Below are 22,146 nucleotides of genomic sequence, written 5' to 3'. Positions count from 1 at the left end.
GGCGGCGGATGCCGACGGTCGCCGCGGTGGAGGTGGAGGTGGCACCGGCGGTGGCTACCAGATGTAGATCGGCACGCCGCGGGGGTCCTTCGCCGGATTGACCTTCATGCAGGCACTCTCATCCGCGCCGTTGAGCGCCGACGAACCGGCCGGCAGTTCCCCCGCGGGCGGGGCGCTGGACGCGGGCGCTGGCCTGGCCGGCTGCCCCTCGGGTGTGTTCGCCGCGCCCTTGTACGTCGCGCCGCCGGTCCAGTCGGTCCCGATCTGCACGGTGACGTGTGTCGCGGCGGTACTCGCCTGGAGGGCCGTCGCGGGCAGGCCGAGCGCGTCGGCTACGGCCTGCGCCTGGTCCTTGTCCTTCGCCGGGTAGATCAACGTGCTGGTAGTCCGCCGGAGGGTCGTCGTCTCCTTGGTGACCTGGGTGAAGCCCTGCGCGGTCAGCCCGTCGGCGACAGGTCCGGCGCGGTCGGCGGTCTTCGTGGCGTTGACGACGGTGACGCGTACGGCGGCCTTGTCCGGCCCCGGAGTGCCGGGCGCGGGGGCAGGGCCGGCCGGGGCCGGCTCGGAACCGGGCGGCGGGCCGTTCTTGTCGAAGGCCACGTCCTTGCGGACCAGGGCGAACAGCTTCTCCGCCGACGGAGCCGGGACCAGGTGTGCGTCGGGGGCCCTGGGGTCCGGGTCGTGCGGCATCGTCGTCATGGTGATGCGGTCGGCCGGGACCTTGTTCAGCGTCTGTGCCAGACCGGTCAGCTTGGGGATGCCGCCGAGGCCGTCGTCCACGGTGAGCGCCTTGGTCGCCGCCTCTGCGACCTTGAACAGTTTGACCGGGTTGGTGATCGTGCTGTTCGCCTTGAGCGTCCGGACCATCGAGTTCATGTACATGTGCTGGGCGTTCGACCGGCCGATGTCACCGCCGTCCTCGAAGGCGTGGCGGGTGCGGAGCCACTGGAGCGCCTTCTCGCCCTGGACCGTGCTCTTGCCCTTGGGCAGTTTCAGGTGCGAGCCGACTTCGTGCCGTACCCCGTCCCGGTACTCGACCGAGTCGTCCTTGATGTTGTTGTCGACGCACACTTCGACCCCGCCGACAGCGTCGGCCATCGACACCACGCCGCTGAAGTCGACCATGATGAAGTGGTCGATGTGGATCTTCGCGAGCTTCTCCCACGTACCGACGACACATCCGGGGCCGCCGTTGCCCAGGCTTTCGTTGATGAGGTTGTTCGTCGCCTTGTAGGTCTTCTTCGTCTTCGGGTCGGTGCACGCGGGGATGTCCACCCGGGTGTCCCGCGGGACGCTGATGACCGACGCGTTGCTGCGGCCGGCGGACACGTGCAGCAGCATCTGGACGTCGGCGCGCGCGGGACCGCCGTCGCACGCACCGCCGAGCTTGCAGTTCTCCGGGTTGTCCCGGCCGTCCGAGCCGATGAGCAGGATGTTCAACGGCGTACGGCCGAACTGGTCCGGCGGCTCCTTGGGGACTTCGAAGTCGCTGGAGTTCCGCTTGCTGTGCTTGATGTTGCCGTTCAGCTTCCCGTAGAGCGCGAACGCGACCCCGCCGGTGACGACGAGCAGCAGGGACAGCACCAGTGCGGTGATCTTCAGCTTGCGGAACCGGCGCGGCCTGCCGCGAACGTTGCCGCGCCGGCGGCTGCCTGTGCCGTCACCTGCCGGACCGTCGTCCGCCGGCACCCCACCCGCCTCCGGGGCGGCGGGGCCCACCGGGGCCACGGGCCCGGCCTCCGGACTCCGCCGGGCCCGCCGCCCGTGCGCACCGGACCGGTGGCCGCTGGAACCGGAGGCTGGCGTCAAGGTCTCTCCCGGGGAAGCTGTCGTCGATTCGGTACCGCACCGCCGCACGCTGGCAGGTCACCGTACCCGCTCCGGAAAACAGACGGCGCAGGTGGTGACCGGTTTCGCTGACGGAACATCAGACGACGACGTGACCGGAACGGTTGCAGCGACGGGACGGCCCCTCCTGACCCAACGACAGTGACGCCCCCTGAGCTTGCGCCCAACGACCCGACATTTCATGGTCCAAGGGTGCTGAATGCCTGATTCCGGCATCCAGCGCCCTTCCGTCAAGGAGCCGTCAGGTCCGTGGCGATGATCTTCTCGATGTTGCGCTCGACCAGCGCGGTGATCGTGACGAACGGGTTCACGCCGGTGCTCCCGGGGACCAGTGAGCCGTCCGTGACGTACAGGCCGGGGTACTCCGGCAGCCGCCCGTAGTTGTCGGTGGCCTGGTTCAGCACGCAGCCGCCGAGCGGGTGGTAGGTGAAGTCGTCACCCCACACCTTGTTGAGGCCGAACAGGTCGGAGCGGTAGACCGTGACCTGCTTTTTGTTGATCTTGTCGAACACCCGCTTCGCAGCGTCGATGGACGGCTGGGTCATCCCCGGCGTCCAGGTGAGGTCGACCTTGCCGGTCGTCGGGTTGAACACGAACTTCCCGCGGTTCGGGTTCTTCGTGATCGCGAGGTAGAGGCTCAGCCACAGCTCCGTACCGGCCGGGAACGGCGCTATCTCAGCGAAGACCGGGCCGTTCGGGTCGTCCCAGTTGTCGATGCCCATGGCCGGGATGCAGGACTGGAGGGCTCCCGTGGTGTCCCAGATGTGGTTGGCGCGTCCCACCATGACGTTGCCGTTGTTGCCCCAGCCCGCGCCGACGGCCGCGGGCAGGTCGGGCAACCTCCCCTGGTCGCGCATGGAGACGAGCAGTTTGCTGGTCCCGACGCTGCCGGCCGCGAAGAACACCCGGTCAGCGGTGACCGTCTTGAGGGCGATCCGGTCGCCCCGGGTGTTGATCTCCTCCATCTCGACGGTGTAGCCGCCGCCGGGGGCCGGGGCCACGCCGGTGACGGTGTGCAGGGCGGAGATCGTGAGCCGGCCGGTGGCGGCGGCCACCGCGAGGTAGGTCTTGTCGAGGGACTTCTTCCCGGCGTTGTTGCCGAAGATGACCTCGCCGTCCAGCGCCGAACGCGGCACCTGGCCGGCCTGCTCCTGCTCCATGTAGTTGAAGTCGTAGACGTTGGGCACGAACGTCGTCGCGAAGCCGGAGGACTGCGCGACCCGGCGGCTCAGCCGGGCGAACTTGTAGCACTCGGCCGACTCGAACCACGCCGGGTCGATGTGGTTGACGCCCAGTGCGGCGTTCGCGCGGGGGAAGTACGTCGAGTACATCACCTCCGAGTCGACCGACGGCAGGATCTCCTCGAAGTAGTTCCGCCGGGGCATGACCGCCATGCCACCGTTGACCAGCGAGCCGCCGCCGACACCGCGCCCCTGGTAGACGCGGGTGCCGGCGAAGTGCTCCGACTCCAGGACACCGGCGTACATGGGGAGGTCCGTGGAGGTCGGGAAGCCCAGGAAGTTGCTGAACGGCAGTTCAGTCTTGTTCTTGAACCAGAACGACCGCTTGTCGGCGCTGAGCATCTTCGTGAAGATCTTGCCGTCGGGGCCGGGGGTGGTCCAGTTCTGCCCCATCTCCACCATGTGTGTGTTGACGCCGGCCTGCGTCAGCCGCAGCGCGGCGACCGCGCCGCCGTATCCGCTGCCGATGATGAGCGCGGGCACCCGGTCCCCGGAGGCCAGTGCGTGCCGCGGCGCCGCCGCCGAAGCGGTCCACTTCGAGGAGACCGCGAGCGCGGCCGCGGTGGCACCGGCCCCGGCGAGGAACCCGCGGCGCGACACACCGCTCGACCGGCCTGCTTCATACGTGCGCTGAATTCTCATAAAGGCAGATCACTCTCTCTGGGAGACAGGGCCCGCTAGCCCGTCTCGAGGGGATCAATCAGAAAGTCTTTCCACAACGCACTGCCGGTGGTTCCGTACTCGCCGCGCTCTGCCTCATTCGTCTACTCCGCTTAGTCCATTCGGTTGGCCGAACCGGCGGACGGGCGCGGAGTGTCGACTGTCGGTGACATTCCGCCAGCACGAAGCGCACCAACCGGGCCGCGTGATCACACACCGTGATCTTATTTTGCCGTCCAGGACGTACCCATCTATCTGAAATACAGTCAGATCGAGGTCACCCTAGACGATTCACCACAGAAAAGGACCGGCAATCGGGCGCGAAAAAAAGAGCACACTGAGCATGGAGAATTGATCGGATTAAGGGTTCAATCAATCCGCCATTGACCGTTCAACAGGCGGGGCCGACGGCTTCGTCAACCATGCCTCAGTCTCATACGAAGTGATCGTGAGTGTCAGCCCGGAGGCTCACTCCCCGGGGTGAGTCCGCGGCCGGCGACGGCGTCCGCCAGGTCCGCGATCAGTTCTTCGCCGTCGGTGAGGGCCTGCCGCAGCGCGTCCCGGTAGGCCTCGATGCGATGTATACAGACGGGTATACTCAGCAATACCGACGTACACCCTGGAGGGCATCATGGCCAAGACGATGATCGATCTTGACGACCAGCTGGTCATGGATGTCGCGAAGATACTGGGCACCGGCACCAAGAAGGACACGGTCAACGGAGCGATGCGGGAGGTGCTGACAACCCGCCGCCGGGCCCTCGCCCTCATCCGGCTGCAAGACCTGGTAGCTGACGGGGCCGTGGACGCGGAACTGCTGATGGACAAAGGGAAGTACCGGCGTTGAGCACCGCGGACTACCTGATCGACACCAGCGCGCTGGTCCGGCTCCTCAAGGCGCCTGAAGCACACGAACCGTGGAGCAGCGCGGCCCGCGCGGGGCTGATCGCGGTCTGCCCGGTCACGGAGCTGGAGTTCCTCTACAGCGCCCGCTCGAAGGCAGACCGGGCAGCGCTCATCGAAGCACTACGTGAGCTGTTCGGCTGGGTTCCGGTGGACGATCGCGCTTACACCCGGGCCTGGGAGGTCCAGGAGGAGCTGACCAACCGGGGGCAGCACCGCTCCGCCGGAGCCGTCGACCTGGTCCTCGCGGCCACCGCCGAACTCCAGGACCTGGTCCTGCTGCATCAGGACGCTGACTTTGACTGCATCATGAAGGTCACGGGTCAGGCGATGCAGTCCCTGGGCACCGGCGGGAAATAGGCGTGCTGCGGCTCGCTGCGGGAAATCCGTACCAGAGTCTTTTCCGCCGTGGGGCGGAACTCCGGTGTGGCGGAACTCCGGTGTGGCGGAAGCAAAGAGCCCCGCGTGCCCCGGGTGACCGGGAACACACGGGGCTCAGGGGCGCGTGTCAGCCCAGCTTCGCCGTAAGGGTGATCGTCGTGCCCGTCAGCGCCTGGCTGACGGGGCAGTTCTTCTTCGCGTCCTCAGCGGCGGCGGCGAAACCGGCCTCGTCCAGACCGGGGACGTCACCGGTGACGGTGAGGTGGATCCCCGTGATGCCGGTGCCGGGCTGGAACGTCACGTCGGCCTGGGTCTCCAGGCGGGTGGGCGTGTTGCCCGCCTTGCTCAGGCCGTTGGACAGCGCCATCGAGAAGCAGCTGGAGTGGGCGGCTGCGATGAGCTCTTCGGGGCTGGTCTTGCCGTTGGGCTCGGCGGACCGGGCCGGCCAGGAGACCGGGTAGTCGGGCAGGCCCGAGGAGATCATCGAGACGGTCCCCTTGCCCTCAAGCAGCGAACCCTCCCATGCGGTGCGGGCGGTGCGTACGGTGGCCATGGTTTCCTCCGGCTCAGTGGTGTGCTCGTGAACGAGGACAGCCTCGCATCCCCGGCCACGTTGCACCAACGACGGCCCCACCAGGACCTAGTCCTGCTTTTCGCCGGAGGTGAAACGCGAGACCGTCAGGGCGATGATGATGATCGCGCCGTTGAGGAACTTGTTCCACATCGCCGGGACTCCCCCGAGTGTCATCACGTTGACGACCAGTTGGAGGGTCAGGACGCCGGTCAGCGCGCCGAACAGGCTGCCGCGGCCGCCGTTGAGGCTGACGCCGCCGATGACCGTGGCGGCGAAGACCTGGAAGATCCAGCCGTCGCCCTGCGTCGCGGAGACCGAGCCGTAGTGGCCGGTGTAGAGGATTCCGGCGAACGCGGCGAGCAGTCCGCCGATGCCCAGGACCGTCCAGGTGATCGTGTCCACCTTGATCCCGGCCGCGCGGGCGGCGTCGGGGTTGCCGCCGATCGCGTACAGCGCCCTGCCGTGCCGCAGCCACGCCAGTGCCGCGCCGCCGACCGCGAACAGCAGTCCGCAGACCCACACCGAGGCCGGTGCGCCGAACCAGGCGGTCTTGCCCAGGTAGCGGAACGATTCGGGGACGGTGACGATCGACTGGCCTTCGGAGATGCCCGTCTGGAGGCCGCGCAGCATCGTAAGCATGCCGAGGGTCACGATGAAGCCGTTGAGCCTGAGCTTGATGATCAGGAACCCGTTGATGAGGCCGATGGTCAGACCGACCAGGAGGCACACGGGTATCGCGGTCCACGTCGGCAGGACACCGAGGCCGACGAAGCGGGCGCCCTCCGACGGCAGGACCATCCACATCGCGATGACCGGCGCGACGCCGATGGTGGACTCCAGCGAGAGGTCCATCTTCCCGATGATGAGGATGAGCGCCTGGGCCAGGACCAGGATGCCCAGTTCAGTGGACTGCTGGGTGACGCCCAGGAGGTTGTCCTTGGTCAGGAACGCCGAGGAGACGGCGAAGCCGATGACGCACAGGACGAGCAGTACGGGCAGCAGGGACAAGTCCCGGTAGCGAGCCAGGTCGAAGCCGGGGGTGGGGCGCTGGAGACGCCGGGCTCCGGTGGGGACCGGCGGTCCGGCGGTGGCCGGCATCCCGGGGGTTGGTGACTTATCCATGGTCGGCATGGTTCGCTTCCGTTCCTGTCGTGCTTGTTCCTGACGTCGCCCCAGTCGCTGTGGCGCTTGTCCTTGACGCTGGTTCAGCCGCTGTGGCGCTTGTCCTTGACGCTGCCTCAGCCGCTGCCGCGGTGCTGCCGGTGACGCCCTCCATGGCCGCCACCAGCTCCTGGTCGGTCCACCCGCTGCCGAACTCGGCGACGATGCGGCCGTGGAACATCGCGACCACCCGGTCACAGCTGCGGAGGTCGTCCAGTTCGTCGGAGACGATCAGGGCCGCGCGGCCTTCGCCGGCGACGCCCTGGATGGTCCCGAGCAGGGACTCCTTGGATTTGACGTCCACGCCGGCGGTGGGCCGGACGGCGACGAGCACGTGGGGTTTGGTGGCCAGCGCGCGGGCGATGACCACTTTCTGCTGGTTGCCGCCGGACAGTCCGGCGACGTCCTGTCCCGGGCCTGAGGTCTTGATGTCCAGGTCGTTGATCATGCGGGTGGCGAACGCCCGGGTCCGGGACGGCAGGACGATTCCGTACGGGCCGAGCTGGCCGGTGACGGTGAGGGTGGCGTTCTCCGCGACGCTGCGGCCCAGGACCAGGCCGTGGATGTGCCGGTCCTCGGGGACGAAGCCGATCCCGGCGTTCAGGGCCGCCGAGACGTTCCCCGGCCTGACCTTCTTCCCGGCGACTGTGATGCCGCCGGACGTCGCCTTGCGCAGCCCCGCGAGGGTTTCGCCGAGCGGGACGCTGCCGCTGGCGGCCGATCCCGCGATGCCGAGCACTTCCCCGGGCCTGACCTGGAAGGTCAGGTCCTCGTACGAGCCGCTCAGGGTCAGGGCGTCGACCTTGAGGAGCGGGAGGGACTTCGTCCCGACGGCTGTGCCGGGCCGTCCGGTCCGCTCCGCGGCCGTGGTGGTTTCACCCGTCATGGCCTCGACCAGGGCGCGCTTGCCCAGTTCGGCCACCGGCGCGGTCACCACGTGCCGCGCGTCGCGGAAGACGGTGACCGTCGAGCAGAGGTCGTAGACCTCCTGGAGGTGGTGCGAGATGAACAGGAACGCCACTCCCTGCGCCTGGAGTTCCCGCAGTTTCCCGTACAGCCGGGTGATGCCGCCGGAGTCCAGTTTCGCGGTGGGTTCGTCGAGGATGATGAACCGCGCGCCGAAGGACAGGGCCCGGGCGATCTCGACGAACTGCCGCTGCTCTACTGTCAGATCCCTGATGCGGGCGGCGGGGTCGATGTCCACGCCGTACTCGGCGAGGAGGCTGCCGGCGCGGTTGCGCAGTTCCGCCCACTTGATGGGGCGGAAGGCCCGGCCGCTCTGCCGGTTGAGGAAGAGGTTCTCCGCGACGGTGAGTTCGGGGATGACGGTGGAGTGCTGGTAGACGCAGGCGACCCTCGCCCGCCACGCGTCCGTGTCGCCGACGGCGGGCGCCGGCCCGCCGTTGAAGCGCAACTGCCCCTCGTCGGGCCGCTGGAGACCGGTGAGGATCGAGACCAGCGTGGACTTGCCGGCTCCGTTGCGGCCCACCAGTGCGTGGGACTCGCCGGGCATTACGGTGATGCGGGCCCGGTCGAGCGCGACGGTGGCGCCGAACCGCTTGGTGATCCCGGTCGCTTCGACAAGCGCGGTGCCGCCGGCACCCGGCTGCTTCTGCTCGTCCGCCATAGTGCTTGTTCCTTCTCTGTGGGGAAGACGGCCTTTCCGGAGACCGGGAGGAGGCCCCGGCCTCCCCGAGGGGGTGGGGAGGCCGGGGCCTGCGACTTCTACTTGCCGATCTGGTTGCCCCACAGGCCGGGGTTGTCCACTCCGCCGATGTCCACCAGCGGCGCGGGGAGCTGGTCCTCCAGGCCGTTGGGCAGCTGGATGATGGTGGAGCCGTGGTCGGTCGGGCCCGGCTGGAACGTCTTGCCCTGCGCGGCCGCGTCGGCGTAGAAGAGCGCGTACTTGGCGTACAGGTCGGCCGGCTGCGAGATGGTCGCGTCGATCTTCCCGTCGCGGATCGCCTTGTACTCGTCCGGGATGCCGTCGTTGGAGACGATGGTGATGTGCTCCGGGTCGCCGACCTTCTTCAGCAGGCCCTTCTGCTCAAGCAGAGCGAGGGTCGGCTGGAGGAAGACTCCGCCGGCCTGCATGTAGATGCCGTTGAGGTCGGGGTTCGCGGCGAGGATGCCCTGCAGCTTCGCGGAAGCGACGTCGCCCTTCCAGTCGGTCGGCAGCTCGAACACCTTGATGTCCGGGTACTTCGTCTTCATGCACAAGGCGAACGCCTCGGAGCGGTCGCGGCCGTTGACCGAGGCGAGGTCACCCTGGAGTTCGGCGACCTTGCCCTTGCCGTTCAGCTTCTTGCCGAGGTAGTTGCAGGCCTGGGTGCCGTACGCCTTGTTGTCGGCGCGGACCACCATGTAGACCTGCCCCTTGTCCGGGCGGGTGTCGACGCTGATGACGGGGATCTTCTTGGCGGCGAGCTCGTCCAGGGTGGAGACGATGGCGCCGGTGTCCTGCGGGGCCATCACGACGGCCTTGACGCCCTGGGTCTGGAAGGTCTGGACGTTCGCGACGAGCTTGGTGACGTCGTTCTGCGAGCTGCTGAGCGGCAGGGTGCTCAGCTTCTCCGTCTTGATACCGGTCTCCACGTACTTCTTGTACGAGTTCCAGAAGTCGGAGTCCGAACGCGGCAGGTCGATGCCGAGCTTCGGCTTGCCGGGCGCGCCGTCTGCGGACTTGCCGCCGTCGTCGCTGTCCCGGTTGCAGGCCGTCGAACCTGCTGCGAGGAGCACCACACCGGCTATCGCGGCGACGGTGCGGAGGGAGTGGAGCTTCACGGTACGTGCTCTCCTTGCCAAGGCTTCCGGCTGCTGTGCTGCGCCGGAAGGCTGTGGGGTGCCACCGGGCGTCTAGGGGGACGGCCCGGGTCGTGCGGGTGGAGCAGTGTCATCGGAGGTCTCTCCGGCGACGACGACACTATGTGCATGGCGCACTCCAGAACAAGGGAAGCCCTGGGATGATTGCCGGGGTACGCTGCGGCGCGGCCGGTGTGTAATGCCGCACAGAATGACAAATACCATGCCCCACAGTCCACTTGACGGTGCGTCAGTCTCAATTGACGATGCGCGACAAGAGAGACATCCGATGATGGGCATGTCGACAACCGCCCCCCTGGAAACCGGCGCGACACCAGTGATTCATCCGATGTGCATCCTCCGGCCCCCGTCCCACGCGACCACCCCTCGTGACCCCACACAGTTTCGGCGCACGATCCAGAGTAGCTATACATCCGATGATTCCTTGCCTAGTCGCTGCTTCAGTCGTAGAGTCAAGCCAGCCACCGCCAAGTCATCCGATGTAAAGATCCGGGTTGTCACTTCCGGAGGAAGGACCCTGGAATGAAACTGCTCCGGCTCGGTCCCCGCGGCGGCGAGCGCCCCGCAGTCCTGCACACCGACGGCCTGACCTACGACCTTTCAGGTCTCACCGGCGACATCACCGGCGCCTTCCTCGCCGGCGGTGGAACGGACCGGGTGCGCGAGGCACTTGCGGAAGGCACACTGCCTCTCCTCGCCCACGCGGGCCTGCGCGTCGGCGCCCCCGTCGCCCGCCCCGGCAAGGTCGTCTGCGTGGGCCTCAACTACCGGGACCACGCCGAGGAGACGGGCGCGGACATCCCGCCCCGCCCTGTCGTGTTCATGAAGGACCCCGGCACGGTCGTCGGCCCGTACGACGACGTCCTCATCCCCCGCGACTCGGTGAAGACCGACTGGGAGGTGGAGCTCGCGGTGGTCGTCGGCCGCCGGGCCCGCTACCTGGAGTCCCCGGAGGAGGCCCTGGGGGTCATCGCCGGATACGCCGTCAGCAACGACGTCTCCGAGCGCGCGTTCCAGCTGGAGTACTCATCACAGTGGGACCTCGGCAAGTCCTGCGAGACCTTCAACCCGCTCGGGCCCTGGCTGGTGACGGCCGATGAGGTCACGGACCCGCAGGACCTGACGCTGCGTCTGTCCGTCAACGGCGTCCAGCGCCAGGACGGCCGCACCAAGAACATGATCTTCAGCGTCGCACACATCGTGCACTACCTGAGCCGGCACATGGTCCTGGAACCCGGCGACGTCGTCAACACCGGCACGCCCGCCGGTGTCGCCCTCGGTCTGCCCGGCAACCCCTACCTGCGCGCCGGCGACGTCGTCGAGCTTGAGATCGACGGCCTCGGCCGCCAGCGGCAGACCTTCGGTCAGGCCTGACCGTGCTGTTCGCGCACTCCGCACCGAAAGACCTGAGAGGCCAACCTGTGTCCCCCTCACCCACGCGGATCACCGCCGTCGAGACGTACGACGTCCGCTTCCCCACGTCCCGGGACCTGGACGGGTCGGACGCGATGAACCCGGACCCCGACTACTCGGCCGCCTACGTCATCCTGCGCACCGACGCCGTGGACTGCGTCGAGGGCCACGGGTTCACCTTCACCATCGGGCGCGGCAACGACGTCCAGGTGGCGGCGATCGGCGCGCTGCGGCCGTACCTCGTGGGCCGGTCCGTGCTCGAGCTGTGCGCCGACCCCGGCTCCGTCTCCCGGGAGCTGGTCGGCGACAGCCAGTTGCGCTGGCTCGGCCCGGAGAAGGGCGTCATGCACATGGCGATCGGCGCGGTCGTCAACGCCGTCTGGGACCTGGCCGCCAAGTGCGCGGGCAAGCCGCTGTGGAAGCTCCTGGCCGACGCCGAGCCCGAATGGCTCGTCTCCCAGGTCGACTTCCGGTACATCGCCGACGCGCTCACCCCCGCCGAAGCGCTGGGGCTGCTGCGTTCGGGCAGGGAGGACGCTGCCGTACGGGAAGCCGACCTGCTGCGGCGCGGCTACCCGGCGTACACCACTTCCCCCGGCTGGCTGGGCTACTCCGACGAGAAGCTCACCGGGCTGGCGAAGGCCGCGGTCGCCGACGGTTTCACCCAGATCAAGCTGAAGGTCGGCGCCGACCTCGACGACGACATCCGGCGCTGCCGGGCGGCCAGAGCGGCCGTCGGCCCGGACATCCGGATCGCGATCGACGCCAACCAGCGGTGGAACGTCGCCGAGGCCGTCGAATGGACCAACGCGCTCGGGGAGTTCGACCCGTACTGGATCGAGGAGCCCACCAGCCCGGACGACATCCTGGGGCACGCGGCGATCCGCGCCGGGGTCGGCAAGGTGAAGGTCGCCACCGGCGAGCACGTGCAGAACCGCATCATCTTCAAGCAGTTGCTCCAGGCCGGTGCGGTCGACATCCTCCAGATCGACGCGGCGCGGGTCGGCGGGGTCAACGAGAACCTCGCGATCCTGCTGCTCGCCGCGAAGTTCGGCGTCCCGGTCTGCCCGCACGCCGGCGGCGTCGGACTGTGCGAACTGGTGCAGCACCTCTCGATGTTCGACTACGTGGCACTGTCCGGCACCACCGAGGACCGGGTCATCGAATACGTCGACCACCTGCACGAGCACTTCCTCGACCCGGTCTCCATCGTCCGCGGCCACTACGCCGCCCCGCTCGCCCCCGGCTTCTCCGCACAGATGCGGCCCGGGACGCTCAAGCTCTTCAGCTTCCCCGACGGTCCCGTCTGGGCCGCCGCCCCGCAGAAGGTGATGGCATGACAGATCTCGCCGGACTCAAAGCAGTCGTGACCGGCGGCGGCGCCGGGATCGGCCTGGCGACCGCGCGGCTGCTCGCCGCCCGGGGCGCGGAGGTCGCAGTGCTCGACATCCGGCCCGGCGACCTGGACAAGGGTCTGCACGGCCTAGTCTGCGACATCACTGACGACACGTCAGTCCGCACTGCCGTAGCGGCTGCCGCAGCCCGCCTCGGCGGCATCGACATCCTGGTCAACAACGCCGGCATCGGCGCGGTCGGCACGGTGGCCGACAACGACGACGAGCAGTGGCACCGGGTCCTCGACGTCAACGTCCTGGGCATCGTACGGATGACCCGCGCGTCCCTGCCGCACCTGCGGGCTTCGGACAACGCCGCCGTGGTCAACACCTGCTCGATCGCCGCGACGGCCGGGCTTCCGCAGCGGGCGCTCTACTCCGCCAGCAAGGGCGCCGTGCTGTCCCTGACCCTGGCGATGGCCGCGGACCACGTACGGGAGGGCATCCGCGTCAACTGCGTCAACCCGGGCACGGCGGACACCCCGTGGGTCGGCAGGCTGCTCGACGACGCCGCCGACCCGGCGGCGGAGCGGGCCGCGCTGAACGCCCGCCAGCCGCTGGGCCGCCTGGTCACCGCCGACGAGGTGGCAGCGGCCATCGTCTACCTCGCCGGCCCCGCCGCCGCGTCCGTCACGGGCACCGCGCTGGCCGTAGACGGCGGCATGGCAGGCTTGCGCCTGCGCCCGGCCGGAAGCTGACCCCGGAATTCATCGCGTCGGTCATGGACAAAAACCCCCTTAACGATCTCCGGAGGGGACTTTTGTACCTGAACGACGCAGCAGGAGGGACTACCGTGCACCACCATCCGCCCGGCGGCAGTGCCGCCACCGTCAGCGAGCTGGCCTTCGGCGCCGCCGGGATCGGCAACCTGTTCACCCCGGTTGACGACGCGGCCGCGGCGGAAGCCGTCGACGCTGCCTGGGACGCCGGGATCCGCTCCTTCGACACGGCCCCGCACTACGGCCTGGGCCTGTCGGAGCGCCGCCTCGGCGCGGCGCTGCGGGACCGGCCCCGGGCGGAGTTCACCCTCTCCACCAAGGTCGGCCGGATCCTGGACCCGCTCCCCCACAGCGCCGGGGACGACCTCGCGAACGGCTTCGCCGTGCCCGCCACCCACCGGCGGCGCTGGGACTTCAGCGCCGACGGCGTACGCCGCAGCATCGGGGCGAGCCTGGAGCGCCTGGGCCTGGACCGGATCGACACCGTCTATCTGCACGACCCGGACCAGCACGCCGGACAGGCGCTGGGCGAGGCGTATCCGGCGCTGGAGAAGCTGCGGGCGGAAGGTGTCGTCCGGGCGGTCGGCGTCGGGATGAACCAGTCCGCGCTGCCCGCCAGGTTCGTCCGGGAGACGGACATCGACGTGGTGCTGCTCGCGGGGCGCTACACGCTGCTCGACCAGGACGGCCTCACCGACCTGCTGCCGGCGGCGCTGGAGCGGAACGTCAGCGTTGTGGCCGGCGGGGTGTTCAACTCGGGCCTGCTCGCGGATCCGAAACCGGGCGCGACGTTCGACTACGCGACGGCTCCGGCGGAGCTCCTGGACCGGGCCCTGCGGATGAAGACCGTCTGCGACCGGCACGGCGTTCCGCTGCGCGCGGCGGCCGTACGGTTCGCGTTCGGGCATCCGGCGGTGTCGGGTGTGCTGGTGGGTCTGCGGTCGGCTGCGGAAGTCCGGGACGCGGCGGAGCTATTGGCGCTGACAATCCCCCAAGCACTGTGGGCGGAACTGCGTTCCGAGGGGCTGCTGCCCGCCGGAGTGCCGGTTCCGGGAGACGTTGTCTGATGCGCATAGCCCTGTTCATCACGTGTTTCAACGACACGATGTTCCCGGAGACCGGCAAGGCGGTCGTGAAGCTGCTGCGCCGGCTGGGCCACGATGTGGAGTTCCCGCAGGAGCAGACCTGCTGCGGACAGATGCACTTCAACACCGGCTACCGCCCCGAAGCGCTGCCGATGGTGCGGCGGTTCGCCGGGGTCTTCGCTCCGTACGACGCGATCGTCACCCCGTCGGGTTCGTGCGCGGGCATGGTCCGCGACTACCACGGGGTCCTGGACCCGGACAACGCCCAGGTGGCCGAGGTGGCCCCGAAGGTCTACGAGCTCTCGGAGTTCCTGGTCGACGTGCTCGGTGTGACTGATGTGGGCGCGTACTTCCCGCACCAGGTCACCTACCACCCCACCTGCCACTCCCTGCGGATGCTCCGGGTGGGCGACAAACCGCTCCAACTCCTGCGCGCCGTCAAGGGGATCGACCTGGTCGAGCTCCCGTCGGCGGAGTCCTGCTGCGGTTTCGGCGGCACGTTCGCGCTGAAGAACGCTGAAACGTCCACCGCGATGCTCGGTGACAAGATGCGCTGTGTCATGAACACCGGGGCCGAGGTGCTGACCGCCGGGGACAACTCGTGCCTGATGCACATCGGCGGCGGGCTCTCCCGGTTGAAAACGGGTGTCCGCACGCTGCACCTGGCAGAGGTCCTGGCTTCGGTGGAAGGGGACTCCCGTGGATAACGTCGTGTGGCTGGGCGCGCCGTCCTTCCCGGACGCCGCGCACACCGCCCTGGACGACAGTCAGCTGCGCCGGAACCTGCGGCGGGCGACCGGCACGATCCGCGACAAGCGGATCGCGGTGACCGGTGAGCTGGACGACTGGGAGGCGCTGCGGGACGCCGGCGCCGCGCTGAAGCGGCGCACCTCCCGGCATCTGGACACCTACCTCATCGCCCTTGAGCAGAAGGTCACTTCTGCGGGCGGCACGGTCCACTGGGCGGCGGACGCGGCCGAGGCGAACCGCATCGTCACCCGTCTGGTGCGGGCCACCGGGGAGACCGAGGTGGTCAAGGTCAAGTCGATGGCCACCCAGGAGATCGGGCTCAACGAGGCACTGGCGGAGGCCGGGATCGCCGCGTACGAGACGGACCTGGCCGAGCTGATCGTGCAGCTGTCCGACGACCGCCCGTCGCACATCCTGGTCCCCGCGATCCACCGCAACAGGTCCGAGGTCCAGGAGATCTTCCGGACGAAGATGGGCGGCTTCGGCCGCCCCGCTCCCGCTGAACTGACCTCCGAGCCGAGGGCGTTGGCCGAGGCGGCGCGGGTGCACCTGCGGGAGAAGTTCCTGCGGGCGAAGGTGGCGGTTTCGGGCGCGAACTTCGCGGTCGCGGAGACCGGCACGGTGTGTGTGGTGGAGTCCGAGGGCAACGGCCGGATGTGCCTGACACTCCCTCAGACCCTCATCACCGTCATGGGGATCGAGAAGGTCGTCCCGGAGTTCTCCGACCTGGAGGTGTTCCTCCAGCTGCTGCCGCGTTCGTCGACCGGTGAGCGGATGAACCCGTACACCTCGATGTGGACCGGCGTCACGCCCGGCGACGGCCCGCAGGACTTCCATCTCATCCTCCTGGACAACGGCCGTACGGCCACCCTCGCCGACGAGGTCGGCCGGCAGGCGCTGGCCTGCATCCGCTGTTCGGCCTGCCTGAACGTGTGCCCGGTGTACGAGCGCACGGGCGGTCACGCGTACGGCTCCGTCTACCCGGGCCCGATCGGCGCGGTGCTCACGCCACAGCTGGTGGGCGTGGAGCACGCCGAATCACTGCCGTTCGCCTCGACGCTGTGCGGGGCCTGCTACGACGCCTGCCCCGTGAAGATCAACATCCCGGAGGTGCTGGTGCACCTGCGGGCGAAGGTCGTCGAATCCAAGCGCCGGGCCAGGCTGTTGCCGACCGGTGAAGCCCTGGCCATGTCGGCGGCCCGGCACGTCCTGGCCTCCCCGCGCCGGCTGCGCGCGTTGCAGAAGGCCGCCTCGCTCGGCGGCCGGGTGGTCGGCCGCAAGGGCCGCATCGGCCGCCTCCCCGGCCCGCTGCACGGCTGGTCCGACGCCCGCGACACTCCGACTCCCCCGGCCGAGACGTTCCGCGCCTGGTGGGCCCGGACCCAGGAAGGCGGCCGTGATGGCGACGCGTGATGTGGTCCTGCGCAGGATCAGAACAGCGCTGGACGACGTACGGGAGTCCTCGCCTGAGGAGGTGCCGGTGCCCCGGGGTTACCGGCGCAGCCACGCCGGGGCCGATGTCGTCTCCCTGTTCGCCGGGCGGGTGGCCGACTACAAGGCCACTGTCGTACGGGTTTCCCCCACGGAGGCCGCCGCGGCGATCGCGCGACTGCTCGCCGCACGCTGTGTGACCAGCCTTGTCGTGCCACCCGGTTTTCCCCGCGAACTGTTGGCGGACGTTCCGTGGAAGCTTCTTGACGACACGTCACTCCTGAGCGCCGAGGAGCTCGACGCCGCCCACGGGGTCATCACCACCGTGGCCGTCGGCATCGCCGTCACCGGCACGGTCGTCCTGGACTGCGGGCCCGGTCAGGGCCGTCGCGCGCTGACCCTCCTGCCGGACTACCACCTGTGCGTCGTACGGGAGGACCAGATCGCCGGCGACGTGCCCGAGGCGCTGTCGCGGCTCGATCCGGCGGCCCCGCTGACGTTCGTCTCCGGGCCGTCCGCCACCAGCGACATCGAGCTGGAACGTGTTGAGGGTGTGCACGGCCCGCGGGTGCTGGAGGTTGTCATCATCGGGGAGTCCCCGTCTAAGGAGCCGTCATGAGGGTCGCCCTGCACACCCGCGTCCGCGCCGACCGGATCGGGGAGTACGAGGACGCGCACCGCCACGTCCCCCCGGAGCTGACCGCGGCCATCCGCGCGGCGGGGGTGTCGTCCTGGACGATCTGGCGCAGCGGTACGCACCTGTTCCACCTGCTCGACTGCGCGGACTACGGCCGGATGACCGCCGAGCTGGACAAGCTCCCGGTGAACATCGTCTGGCAGGCGAAGATGGCCGAGCTGCTCGACGTCGTCCACGACTATTCCGCCGCCGGCGCGGACGCCGGACTGCCGGTGGCGTGGGAACTGTGACGGGCATCGTCGACGCCCACCACCACGTGTGGGATCTGGGTGTCCGCGACCAGGCCTGGATCACCGGCGGGGAACTGGCGCCGCTGCGCCGGAACTTCGCGGTCTCCGACCTTGAACCACTGGCCGTGGGCGCCGGGGTGACCCGTACGGTGTTGGTCCAGACGGTGGGCGTCGCGGCGGAGACACCGGAGTTCCTGGCGATCGCACACGGCAGCGCTCTGGTCGCCGGGGTGGTCGGCTGGACCGATCTGACGGATCCCGACGTCGCTTCAGCGCTTGCTCAGCTGCGCGAACTGCCGGGCGGTTCCAGGTTGGCGGGCATCCGGCACCAGGTGCAGAACGAACCGGACCCGGAGTGGCTGCTGCGTGGTGATGTCCTGCGCGGACTGGCCGCGGTCGCCGCCGCGGGTCTTCCGTACGATCTGGTGGTTCTTCCGGGCCAGCTCCCGGCCGCGGTGGCCGCGGCGCGGCGGTTGCCCGGACTGACGTTCGTCCTCGACCATCTCGGGAAGCCGCCGATCGTGTCGGGCGCGCTGGAGCCGTGGTCCGCGGATGTGCGCGCGCTGGCCGCGCTGCCGAACACGGTGTGCAAGCTGTCCGGACTGGTGACGGAGGCGGACTGGGCCACGTGGCAGGTGGGGGATCTGCGGCCGTACGCCGAGGTCGTCCTCGGGGCTTTCGGGCCCGGCCGGCTGATGTTCGGCTCGGACTGGCCGCTGTGCGACCTCGCGTCGGACTACGCGGGTGTGGTCGGGGCGGCGCGGACGCTGACCGGTGGACTGTCGGCCGCCGAGCAGGCCGCTGTGTTCAACGGGACGGCGACGCGGGTGTACGGGCTGGGGTAGGCCGCGCGCCGGCCGGGCGCGGGACGGGGGACCGCGGGTTCTCCACGCCGGTGGCGGGTGGGGGACGCCAGGTCAGCGCGCGTTCTCCAGCCACTGCGTCACGTTCGACACGTGCACGGTCGCCCACGCGCGGGCCAGGTCGCCGTCGCGCGCGGCGAGCGCGGCCAGGATCGCCCGGTGCTCGGTGTCCGTCTGCTTCACCGCTTCGTGCTGGGTGATGCCGCGCCAGATCCGGGCCCGCGCGGTGGGCCCGGTGAGACTGTCCAGGAGCGAGCAGAGCAGCGGGACGCCGGAGGCGGCCGAGATGCGCCGGTGGAACTCCAGGTCGTTGGCGACGAGTTCCTCGATGCCGGGGTCGGTCCCGAGCGAGTCGAGGAGGTCGCCGAGGGCCGCGATCTCCGCCGCCGAGATCAGTCGGGCGGCCATCGCCGCCGCCGCCGGCTCCAGGATCGCGCGGACCTGGAAGGCCTGGAGGACCGCGTCGTCCTGGTGGAAGTCCAGAATGAAGCTCAGCGCCTCCATGAGCCGCGACGGTTCGAGGCTGGCGACGTAGGTTCCGTCGCCCTGGCGGACGTCGAGGATGTTGATCAGGGAGAGTGCTTTGACCGCCTCCCGCAGGGAGTTGCGGGACAGGCCCAGCTGGTCGGCGAGGTCGGCTTCCTTGGGCAGCCGGTCCCCCGGGCGCAGCGTGCCGGAGACGATCATCTCCTTGATCTTCACGATCGCCTCGTCGGTGACGGCCACGGAGCTCCTTCAAAAGATCGGATGTCTACCGGCATGATAGGTGCCGCGCGGCGCGCCGTATCAGGGTTGCGCTCGAGTACAGGGGTGGTCATGTCCGTAATGATGGCAGTGCGCGGCGACGGCCGAACCGAAGGGTGGCTGACCGCCCTGATCGGTCGCAGCCGGACCTCAGGCCCTGCGGACACAGACGGAGTCAGCGCGGCATCCGCCGCCACACCGCCCTGGGCAGCACCCGCAGCACGCCGAAGACCGGGCGCAGCGTCGCCGGGACCCACACCTCGCCGCGTCCGCGTACGAGCGCTCCGACGGTGGCTTCGGCGACCTGGTCGGGCGTGCTCGACATGGGGGCCGGCTTCATGCCCTCGGTCATCCGGCCGATGACAAAGCCGGGGCGGACGAGCAGCAGGTGCGCGCCGCTGCCGTGGAGTGCGTCGGACAGGCCGGAGGCGAAGCCGTCGAGGGCCGCCTTGGCCGAGCCGTAGACGTAGTTGGCGCGGCGGACGCGGACGCCCGCCACGGAGGAGAACACGATGATCCGGCCGTGTCCCTGCGCGCGCATCAGCTGGGCGAGGTGGGTGAGGACGCTGACGTGCGCGGTGTAGTCGGTGTGGACGACGGCCATCGCGTGCGCGGCGTCGCGTTCGGCGCGCTGCTGGTCGCCGAGGATGCCGAAGGCCGTGACCACGACGTCGAGGGTGCCGTGGCGGGCGGTGACGTCCGCCAGGAGGCGGCGGTGTCCCGCCGTGTCGTCGGCGTCGAACTCGACGCGGTCGACGGTGACGGCGCCGGCCTTGCGGAGCATCGCCTCCTCGTCGTCGAGTTCGTGGCTGCGGCGCGCGGCGAGGACGACGGTGCGGGCGCCGTGGCCGATGAGGCGGCGGGCCACGGCCAGGCCGATCTCACTGCGTCCGCCGAGGATGAGTACGGTTCCGTTCACCCGGTCAAGTGTGCCCGACCCCGGCGGCGGCTCCGAATCCGGCGGATCGTCCTCCGCCGGTCCGGTGTCCTTTGCCCGCCGGGTGGCTTCCCGTCAACCCTGCGCACCCGCCCTCCGGAGTGCGGCTTTGGACGGTGGCAAGCGCGCCTTTAGGCGGCCTTCGAATGATGAGGGGGTATCCGTCGGGGCGACATGGCTCCCGGCAGCACGCCAGTCCTGGAGGAATGCTTCCGTGAAGGTCGCGACAGTCACGCGCGAGCGGCGTCATACGCTGTTCTTCCTCGACGAGATCCGCCGGCACTCCCCGGTGTTCCTCGACACCGAGATCGACATGACGGCGGTCAACGCCCACCGGGCGGCGGCGAAGGCTTCGGGCCGTCGGCTGTCGGTGGTCACGTACATCCTGCACGCCGGTTCCCGGGTCCTGGCCGCGCACCCGGACGCCAACGCGGCGATCCGCGGGACGTGGCGCCAGCGGGTGGCCCACTACCCCGGGGTGCACGGCAAGTTCATGCTCGACAAGAAGATCAACGGTCAGCGCGCGGTGCTCGCCGGGATCGTGCCGGACTCGGACCGCGCGGATCTGGACACGGTCCAGGAGCGGGTCGACCACTTCCGCAGCGGTGACCCGGACGTGATGCCGGAGTTCGCCGGGGCGCGCAAGCTGCACTCGATGCCGTCGCCGGTCGGCCGGCTCCTCTACCGGGCGCTGGTGCGCCCGCTGTCCGCGCGGCCGAAGTTCTTCGGCACGTTCGCGGTCACGTCGCTCGGCCACCGTCCGGTGGACGGTTTCCAGTCGGTCGGCGGGACCACGGTCACGCTCGGCGTGGGCCGGATCGTGGACAAGCCGGTGGCACGTGACGGAAAGGTCGTCATCGCCCCGGTGATGCGGCTGAGTCTGGCCTTCGACCACCGCGTGATCGACGGCGCGGAGGCGGCGGACGTGCTCGGCGAGATCAAGGAACTCCTCGAGTCGTACGGGAGTACCGAGGGCGCGGAGCCGGTGGCCGGGGCCGCCGCGGTCACCGCGGAAGGCGCCGCAGCGGTTGTCACAGCCGAAGCCGGTGCCGGAGCCTCTGTCACAACCGAAGTGCCTGCCGAAGCAGCAGCCACGTCCGAAGCCAAGCGCGAAGCCGGTGCCGCACTGTGAACAACGTCGACGAGCTCAAGCAGTTCATCACCGTCCACGCGAAGATCCAGAACATTCCGCAGGAGCGCTACGAAGCGGTGCTCGCCCGCGTCGACAGTGACGAGGAGGGCGCGGCCGGCTCGTGGACCGCCGAGTGGGTCCGCGCGGGTGACGCCCTGGAGCGCGACGGCAAGCTGCTCGACGCCAACCGCGCCTACAACCTGGCCAGGTTCCCGTTCGTCGACGGGGCCGCCCGGCAGGACGCGCTGGAGCGCTGCGTCGACACGTTCGACCGCTGGCGGCAGACGGCCAAGTCGCCGGTCGAGAAGCTCACGGTCGAACTCCCCGGCGGCACCGTCAAGGCCTGGGCCTGCGGTCTGACCGCGCCGGGCAGCGCGACCGGCCGCAAGCCGGTGCTGCTGCTCAGCGGCGGGATCGTCAGCATCAAGGAGCAGTTCGGCCCGGTGCTGCTGGCTGCCGCAAAGCTCGGTGTCGCGGCGATCGCGCTGGAGATGCCGGGTGTCGGCGAGAACACGCTGCGGTACGGAGCCGACAGTCACACGATGGTCTCCGGGCTGCTCGACGCCGTGGCGGACCGGGCTGACGTGCACAAGACGTACGCGCTGATGATGAGTTTCAGCGGGCACATGGCGATCAACGCCGCGCTGGTGGACCCGCGGATCAAGGGTGTCGTCACCGCGGGCGCGCCGATCGGTGACTTCTTCACCGACGAGGCGTGGCGGCCGAACGTCCCGCAGGTCACCGTCGACACGCTCGCGCACCTGACGGGCGGCAAGTCCGACACCGTCCTGGCCGGGATGGCAGGCTGGGCTCTGACGGCGGATCAGCTCAAGAAGCTGACAGTGCCCCTCGCGTACATCGCCAGCAAGCGGGACGAGATCATCCCGCCGGGCGACCTGGCGCTGCTCCGGGCGAACGTCGGCGATCTGCGTCTCCTGGAGCACGACGACGTGCACGGTTCGCCGCAGCACGTCACCGCTTCACGGCTGTGGAGCATGCGTTCGGTGCTCGACATGCACGGCGGTTACCTGCCGCAGCGGGCGGTGCTGAACGCCGTGCTGGGCGTTCTGCGCCTGAAAAGCAAGGCCGCTTCGCTCCTTCCGTAGGGAGTGGTGACGCGGGGGCCCCTCACCCGGGCCCACGCGTCCGCAGTGGCACAC

The 22,146-nt window shown here is 69.5% G+C and carries 22 protein-coding genes; 13 read left to right on the top strand and 9 right to left on the bottom strand.

The window, feature by feature from the left end; genetic code table 11:
• Nucleotides 1–54 precede the first annotated feature (54 nt).
• From AC0Z36_RS15735 to AC0Z36_RS15725, 3 genes are all read right to left on the bottom strand, one after another.
• Nucleotides 55–1,809, bottom strand: coding sequence for an LCP family protein (locus tag AC0Z36_RS15735; RefSeq protein ID WP_485463499.1), 1,755 nt, complete (start codon nucleotides 1,807–1,809; stop codon nucleotides 55–57).
• 269 nt (nucleotides 1,810–2,078) lie between these two features.
• Nucleotides 2,079–3,731 (bottom strand): GMC oxidoreductase, encoded by a 1,653-nt coding sequence (locus AC0Z36_RS15730; protein WP_485463498.1) that lies wholly within the window; start codon nucleotides 3,729–3,731, stop codon nucleotides 2,079–2,081.
• Nucleotides 3,732–4,204: 473 nt separating this feature from the next.
• Nucleotides 4,205–4,354 carry a hypothetical protein gene (locus AC0Z36_RS15725; protein ID WP_485463497.1) on the bottom strand — a complete coding sequence of 50 codons (150 nt, stop codon included), beginning with the start codon at nucleotides 4,352–4,354 and terminating at the stop codon, nucleotides 4,205–4,207.
• Nucleotides 4,355–4,380: 26 nt separating this feature from the next.
• On the opposite strand from AC0Z36_RS15725, the gene AC0Z36_RS15720 reads away from it, so the two are divergent.
• The gene (locus tag AC0Z36_RS15720; RefSeq protein ID WP_485463496.1) at nucleotides 4,381–4,596 is read left to right on the top strand and encodes a type II toxin-antitoxin system VapB family antitoxin; all 216 of its coding nucleotides are present in this window, start codon (nucleotides 4,381–4,383) and stop codon (nucleotides 4,594–4,596) included.
• On the top strand, nucleotides 4,593–5,012 hold the full coding sequence (locus tag AC0Z36_RS15715) for a PIN domain-containing protein (RefSeq protein ID WP_485463495.1): 420 nt from the start codon (nucleotides 4,593–4,595) through the stop codon (nucleotides 5,010–5,012). The genes AC0Z36_RS15720 and AC0Z36_RS15715 overlap by 4 nt, the downstream gene beginning before the upstream one ends.
• A 148-nt stretch (nucleotides 5,013–5,160) precedes the next feature.
• Here the strand turns inward: AC0Z36_RS15715 and AC0Z36_RS15710 are convergent, their stop codons facing one another.
• From AC0Z36_RS15710 to AC0Z36_RS15695, 4 genes are all read right to left on the bottom strand, one after another.
• Nucleotides 5,161–5,586, bottom strand: coding sequence for an OsmC family peroxiredoxin (locus AC0Z36_RS15710; protein WP_485463494.1), 426 nt, complete (start codon nucleotides 5,584–5,586; stop codon nucleotides 5,161–5,163).
• Nucleotides 5,587–5,673: 87 nt separating this feature from the next.
• Nucleotides 5,674–6,705 carry an ABC transporter permease gene (locus tag AC0Z36_RS15705; protein WP_485463525.1) on the bottom strand — a complete coding sequence of 344 codons (1,032 nt, stop codon included), beginning with the start codon at nucleotides 6,703–6,705 and terminating at the stop codon, nucleotides 5,674–5,676.
• Between the two features lie 16 nt (nucleotides 6,706–6,721).
• Nucleotides 6,722–8,395, bottom strand: a complete 1,674-nt coding sequence (locus AC0Z36_RS15700) for a sugar ABC transporter ATP-binding protein (protein WP_485463493.1) — start codon at nucleotides 8,393–8,395, stop codon at nucleotides 6,722–6,724.
• 98 nt (nucleotides 8,396–8,493) lie between these two features.
• Nucleotides 8,494–9,552 carry a sugar ABC transporter substrate-binding protein gene (locus AC0Z36_RS15695; RefSeq protein ID WP_485463492.1) on the bottom strand — a complete coding sequence of 353 codons (1,059 nt, stop codon included), beginning with the start codon at nucleotides 9,550–9,552 and terminating at the stop codon, nucleotides 8,494–8,496.
• 561 nt (nucleotides 9,553–10,113) lie between these two features.
• Here AC0Z36_RS15695 and AC0Z36_RS15690 point away from each other — a divergent pair.
• From AC0Z36_RS15690 to AC0Z36_RS15650, 9 genes are all read left to right on the top strand, one after another.
• Nucleotides 10,114–10,965 (top strand): fumarylacetoacetate hydrolase family protein, encoded by an 852-nt coding sequence (locus AC0Z36_RS15690; RefSeq protein WP_485463491.1) that lies wholly within the window; start codon nucleotides 10,114–10,116, stop codon nucleotides 10,963–10,965.
• Nucleotides 10,966–11,012: 47 nt separating this feature from the next.
• Nucleotides 11,013–12,344, top strand: a complete 1,332-nt coding sequence (locus tag AC0Z36_RS15685) for an enolase C-terminal domain-like protein (RefSeq protein ID WP_485463490.1) — start codon at nucleotides 11,013–11,015, stop codon at nucleotides 12,342–12,344.
• Nucleotides 12,341–13,096, top strand: a complete 756-nt coding sequence (locus tag AC0Z36_RS15680; RefSeq protein WP_485463489.1) for an SDR family NAD(P)-dependent oxidoreductase — start codon at nucleotides 12,341–12,343, stop codon at nucleotides 13,094–13,096. Before AC0Z36_RS15685 ends, AC0Z36_RS15680 begins: the two co-directional genes overlap by 4 nt.
• 95 nt (nucleotides 13,097–13,191) lie before the next feature.
• Nucleotides 13,192–14,184: an aldo/keto reductase gene (locus tag AC0Z36_RS15675; protein WP_485463488.1), complete on the top strand. Its 993-nt coding sequence runs from the start codon at nucleotides 13,192–13,194 to the stop codon at nucleotides 14,182–14,184.
• Nucleotides 14,184–14,909, top strand: a complete 726-nt coding sequence (locus AC0Z36_RS15670; RefSeq protein WP_485463487.1) for a (Fe-S)-binding protein — start codon at nucleotides 14,184–14,186, stop codon at nucleotides 14,907–14,909. Before AC0Z36_RS15675 ends, AC0Z36_RS15670 begins: the two co-directional genes overlap by 1 nt.
• The gene (locus tag AC0Z36_RS15665; protein WP_485463486.1) at nucleotides 14,902–16,365 is read left to right on the top strand and encodes a LutB/LldF family L-lactate oxidation iron-sulfur protein; all 1,464 of its coding nucleotides are present in this window, start codon (nucleotides 14,902–14,904) and stop codon (nucleotides 16,363–16,365) included. Before AC0Z36_RS15670 ends, AC0Z36_RS15665 begins: the two co-directional genes overlap by 8 nt.
• Entirely contained in the window at nucleotides 16,352–17,002 is a 651-nt protein-coding gene (locus tag AC0Z36_RS15660; RefSeq protein WP_485463485.1) for a LutC/YkgG family protein, read from the top strand. Before AC0Z36_RS15665 ends, AC0Z36_RS15660 begins: the two co-directional genes overlap by 14 nt.
• A complete protein-coding gene (locus AC0Z36_RS15655; protein WP_485463484.1) occupies nucleotides 16,999–17,310 on the top strand; it encodes an L-rhamnose mutarotase in 312 nt (103 codons plus the stop codon). The genes AC0Z36_RS15660 and AC0Z36_RS15655 overlap by 4 nt, the downstream gene beginning before the upstream one ends.
• Nucleotides 17,298–18,155 (top strand): amidohydrolase family protein, encoded by an 858-nt coding sequence (locus AC0Z36_RS15650; protein ID WP_485463483.1) that lies wholly within the window; start codon nucleotides 17,298–17,300, stop codon nucleotides 18,153–18,155. Before AC0Z36_RS15655 ends, AC0Z36_RS15650 begins: the two co-directional genes overlap by 13 nt.
• 72 nt (nucleotides 18,156–18,227) lie before the next feature.
• Here AC0Z36_RS15650 and AC0Z36_RS15645 read toward each other — a convergent pair whose 3' ends face one another.
• Nucleotides 18,228–18,899 carry a FadR/GntR family transcriptional regulator gene (locus tag AC0Z36_RS15645; RefSeq protein WP_485463482.1) on the bottom strand — a complete coding sequence of 224 codons (672 nt, stop codon included), beginning with the start codon at nucleotides 18,897–18,899 and terminating at the stop codon, nucleotides 18,228–18,230.
• 193 nt (nucleotides 18,900–19,092) lie between these two features.
• A complete protein-coding gene (gene dprE2 / locus AC0Z36_RS15640) occupies nucleotides 19,093–19,836 on the bottom strand; it encodes a decaprenylphospho-beta-D-erythro-pentofuranosid-2-ulose 2-reductase (protein WP_485463481.1) in 744 nt (247 codons plus the stop codon).
• A 232-nt stretch (nucleotides 19,837–20,068) separates the two neighbouring features.
• Between dprE2 and AC0Z36_RS15635 the strand changes: the two genes are divergently transcribed.
• On the top strand, nucleotides 20,069–20,986 hold the full coding sequence (locus AC0Z36_RS15635; protein ID WP_485463480.1) for a 2-oxo acid dehydrogenase subunit E2: 918 nt from the start codon (nucleotides 20,069–20,071) through the stop codon (nucleotides 20,984–20,986).
• On the top strand, nucleotides 20,983–22,092 hold the full coding sequence (locus tag AC0Z36_RS15630; protein ID WP_485463479.1) for an alpha/beta hydrolase: 1,110 nt from the start codon (nucleotides 20,983–20,985) through the stop codon (nucleotides 22,090–22,092). The genes AC0Z36_RS15635 and AC0Z36_RS15630 overlap by 4 nt, the downstream gene beginning before the upstream one ends.
• Nucleotides 22,093–22,146 lie beyond the last annotated feature (54 nt).

This window comes from Kitasatospora sp. UYEF31, from assembly GCF_057291755.1.
The sequence above is the reverse complement of the archived record's forward strand: the minus strand, read 5'-3'. Positions and strand labels throughout refer to the sequence as shown.

Excerpts from the sequence above, each read along its gene's own strand:
- AC0Z36_RS15660 (WP_485463485.1), top strand. The coding sequence starts at position 16,352 with ATGGCGACGCGTGATGTGGTCCTGCGCAGGATCAGAACAGCGCTGGAC.
- AC0Z36_RS15705 (WP_485463525.1), bottom strand. The coding sequence starts at position 6,705 with ATGCCGGCCACCGCCGGACCGCCGGTCCCCACCGGAGCCCGGCGTCTC.
- AC0Z36_RS15680 (WP_485463489.1), top strand. The coding sequence starts at position 12,341 with ATGACAGATCTCGCCGGACTCAAAGCAGTCGTGACCGGCGGCGGCGCC.
- AC0Z36_RS15720 (WP_485463496.1), top strand. The coding sequence starts at position 4,381 with ATGGCCAAGACGATGATCGATCTTGACGACCAGCTGGTCATGGATGTC.
- AC0Z36_RS15730 (WP_485463498.1), bottom strand. The coding sequence starts at position 3,731 with ATGAGAATTCAGCGCACGTATGAAGCAGGCCGGTCGAGCGGTGTGTCG.
- AC0Z36_RS15700 (WP_485463493.1), bottom strand. The coding sequence starts at position 8,395 with ATGGCGGACGAGCAGAAGCAGCCGGGTGCCGGCGGCACCGCGCTTGTC.
- AC0Z36_RS15655 (WP_485463484.1), top strand. The coding sequence starts at position 16,999 with ATGAGGGTCGCCCTGCACACCCGCGTCCGCGCCGACCGGATCGGGGAG.
- AC0Z36_RS15670 (WP_485463487.1), top strand. The coding sequence starts at position 14,184 with ATGCGCATAGCCCTGTTCATCACGTGTTTCAACGACACGATGTTCCCG.
- AC0Z36_RS15690 (WP_485463491.1), top strand. The coding sequence starts at position 10,114 with ATGAAACTGCTCCGGCTCGGTCCCCGCGGCGGCGAGCGCCCCGCAGTC.
- AC0Z36_RS15710 (WP_485463494.1), bottom strand. The coding sequence starts at position 5,586 with ATGGCCACCGTACGCACCGCCCGCACCGCATGGGAGGGTTCGCTGCTT.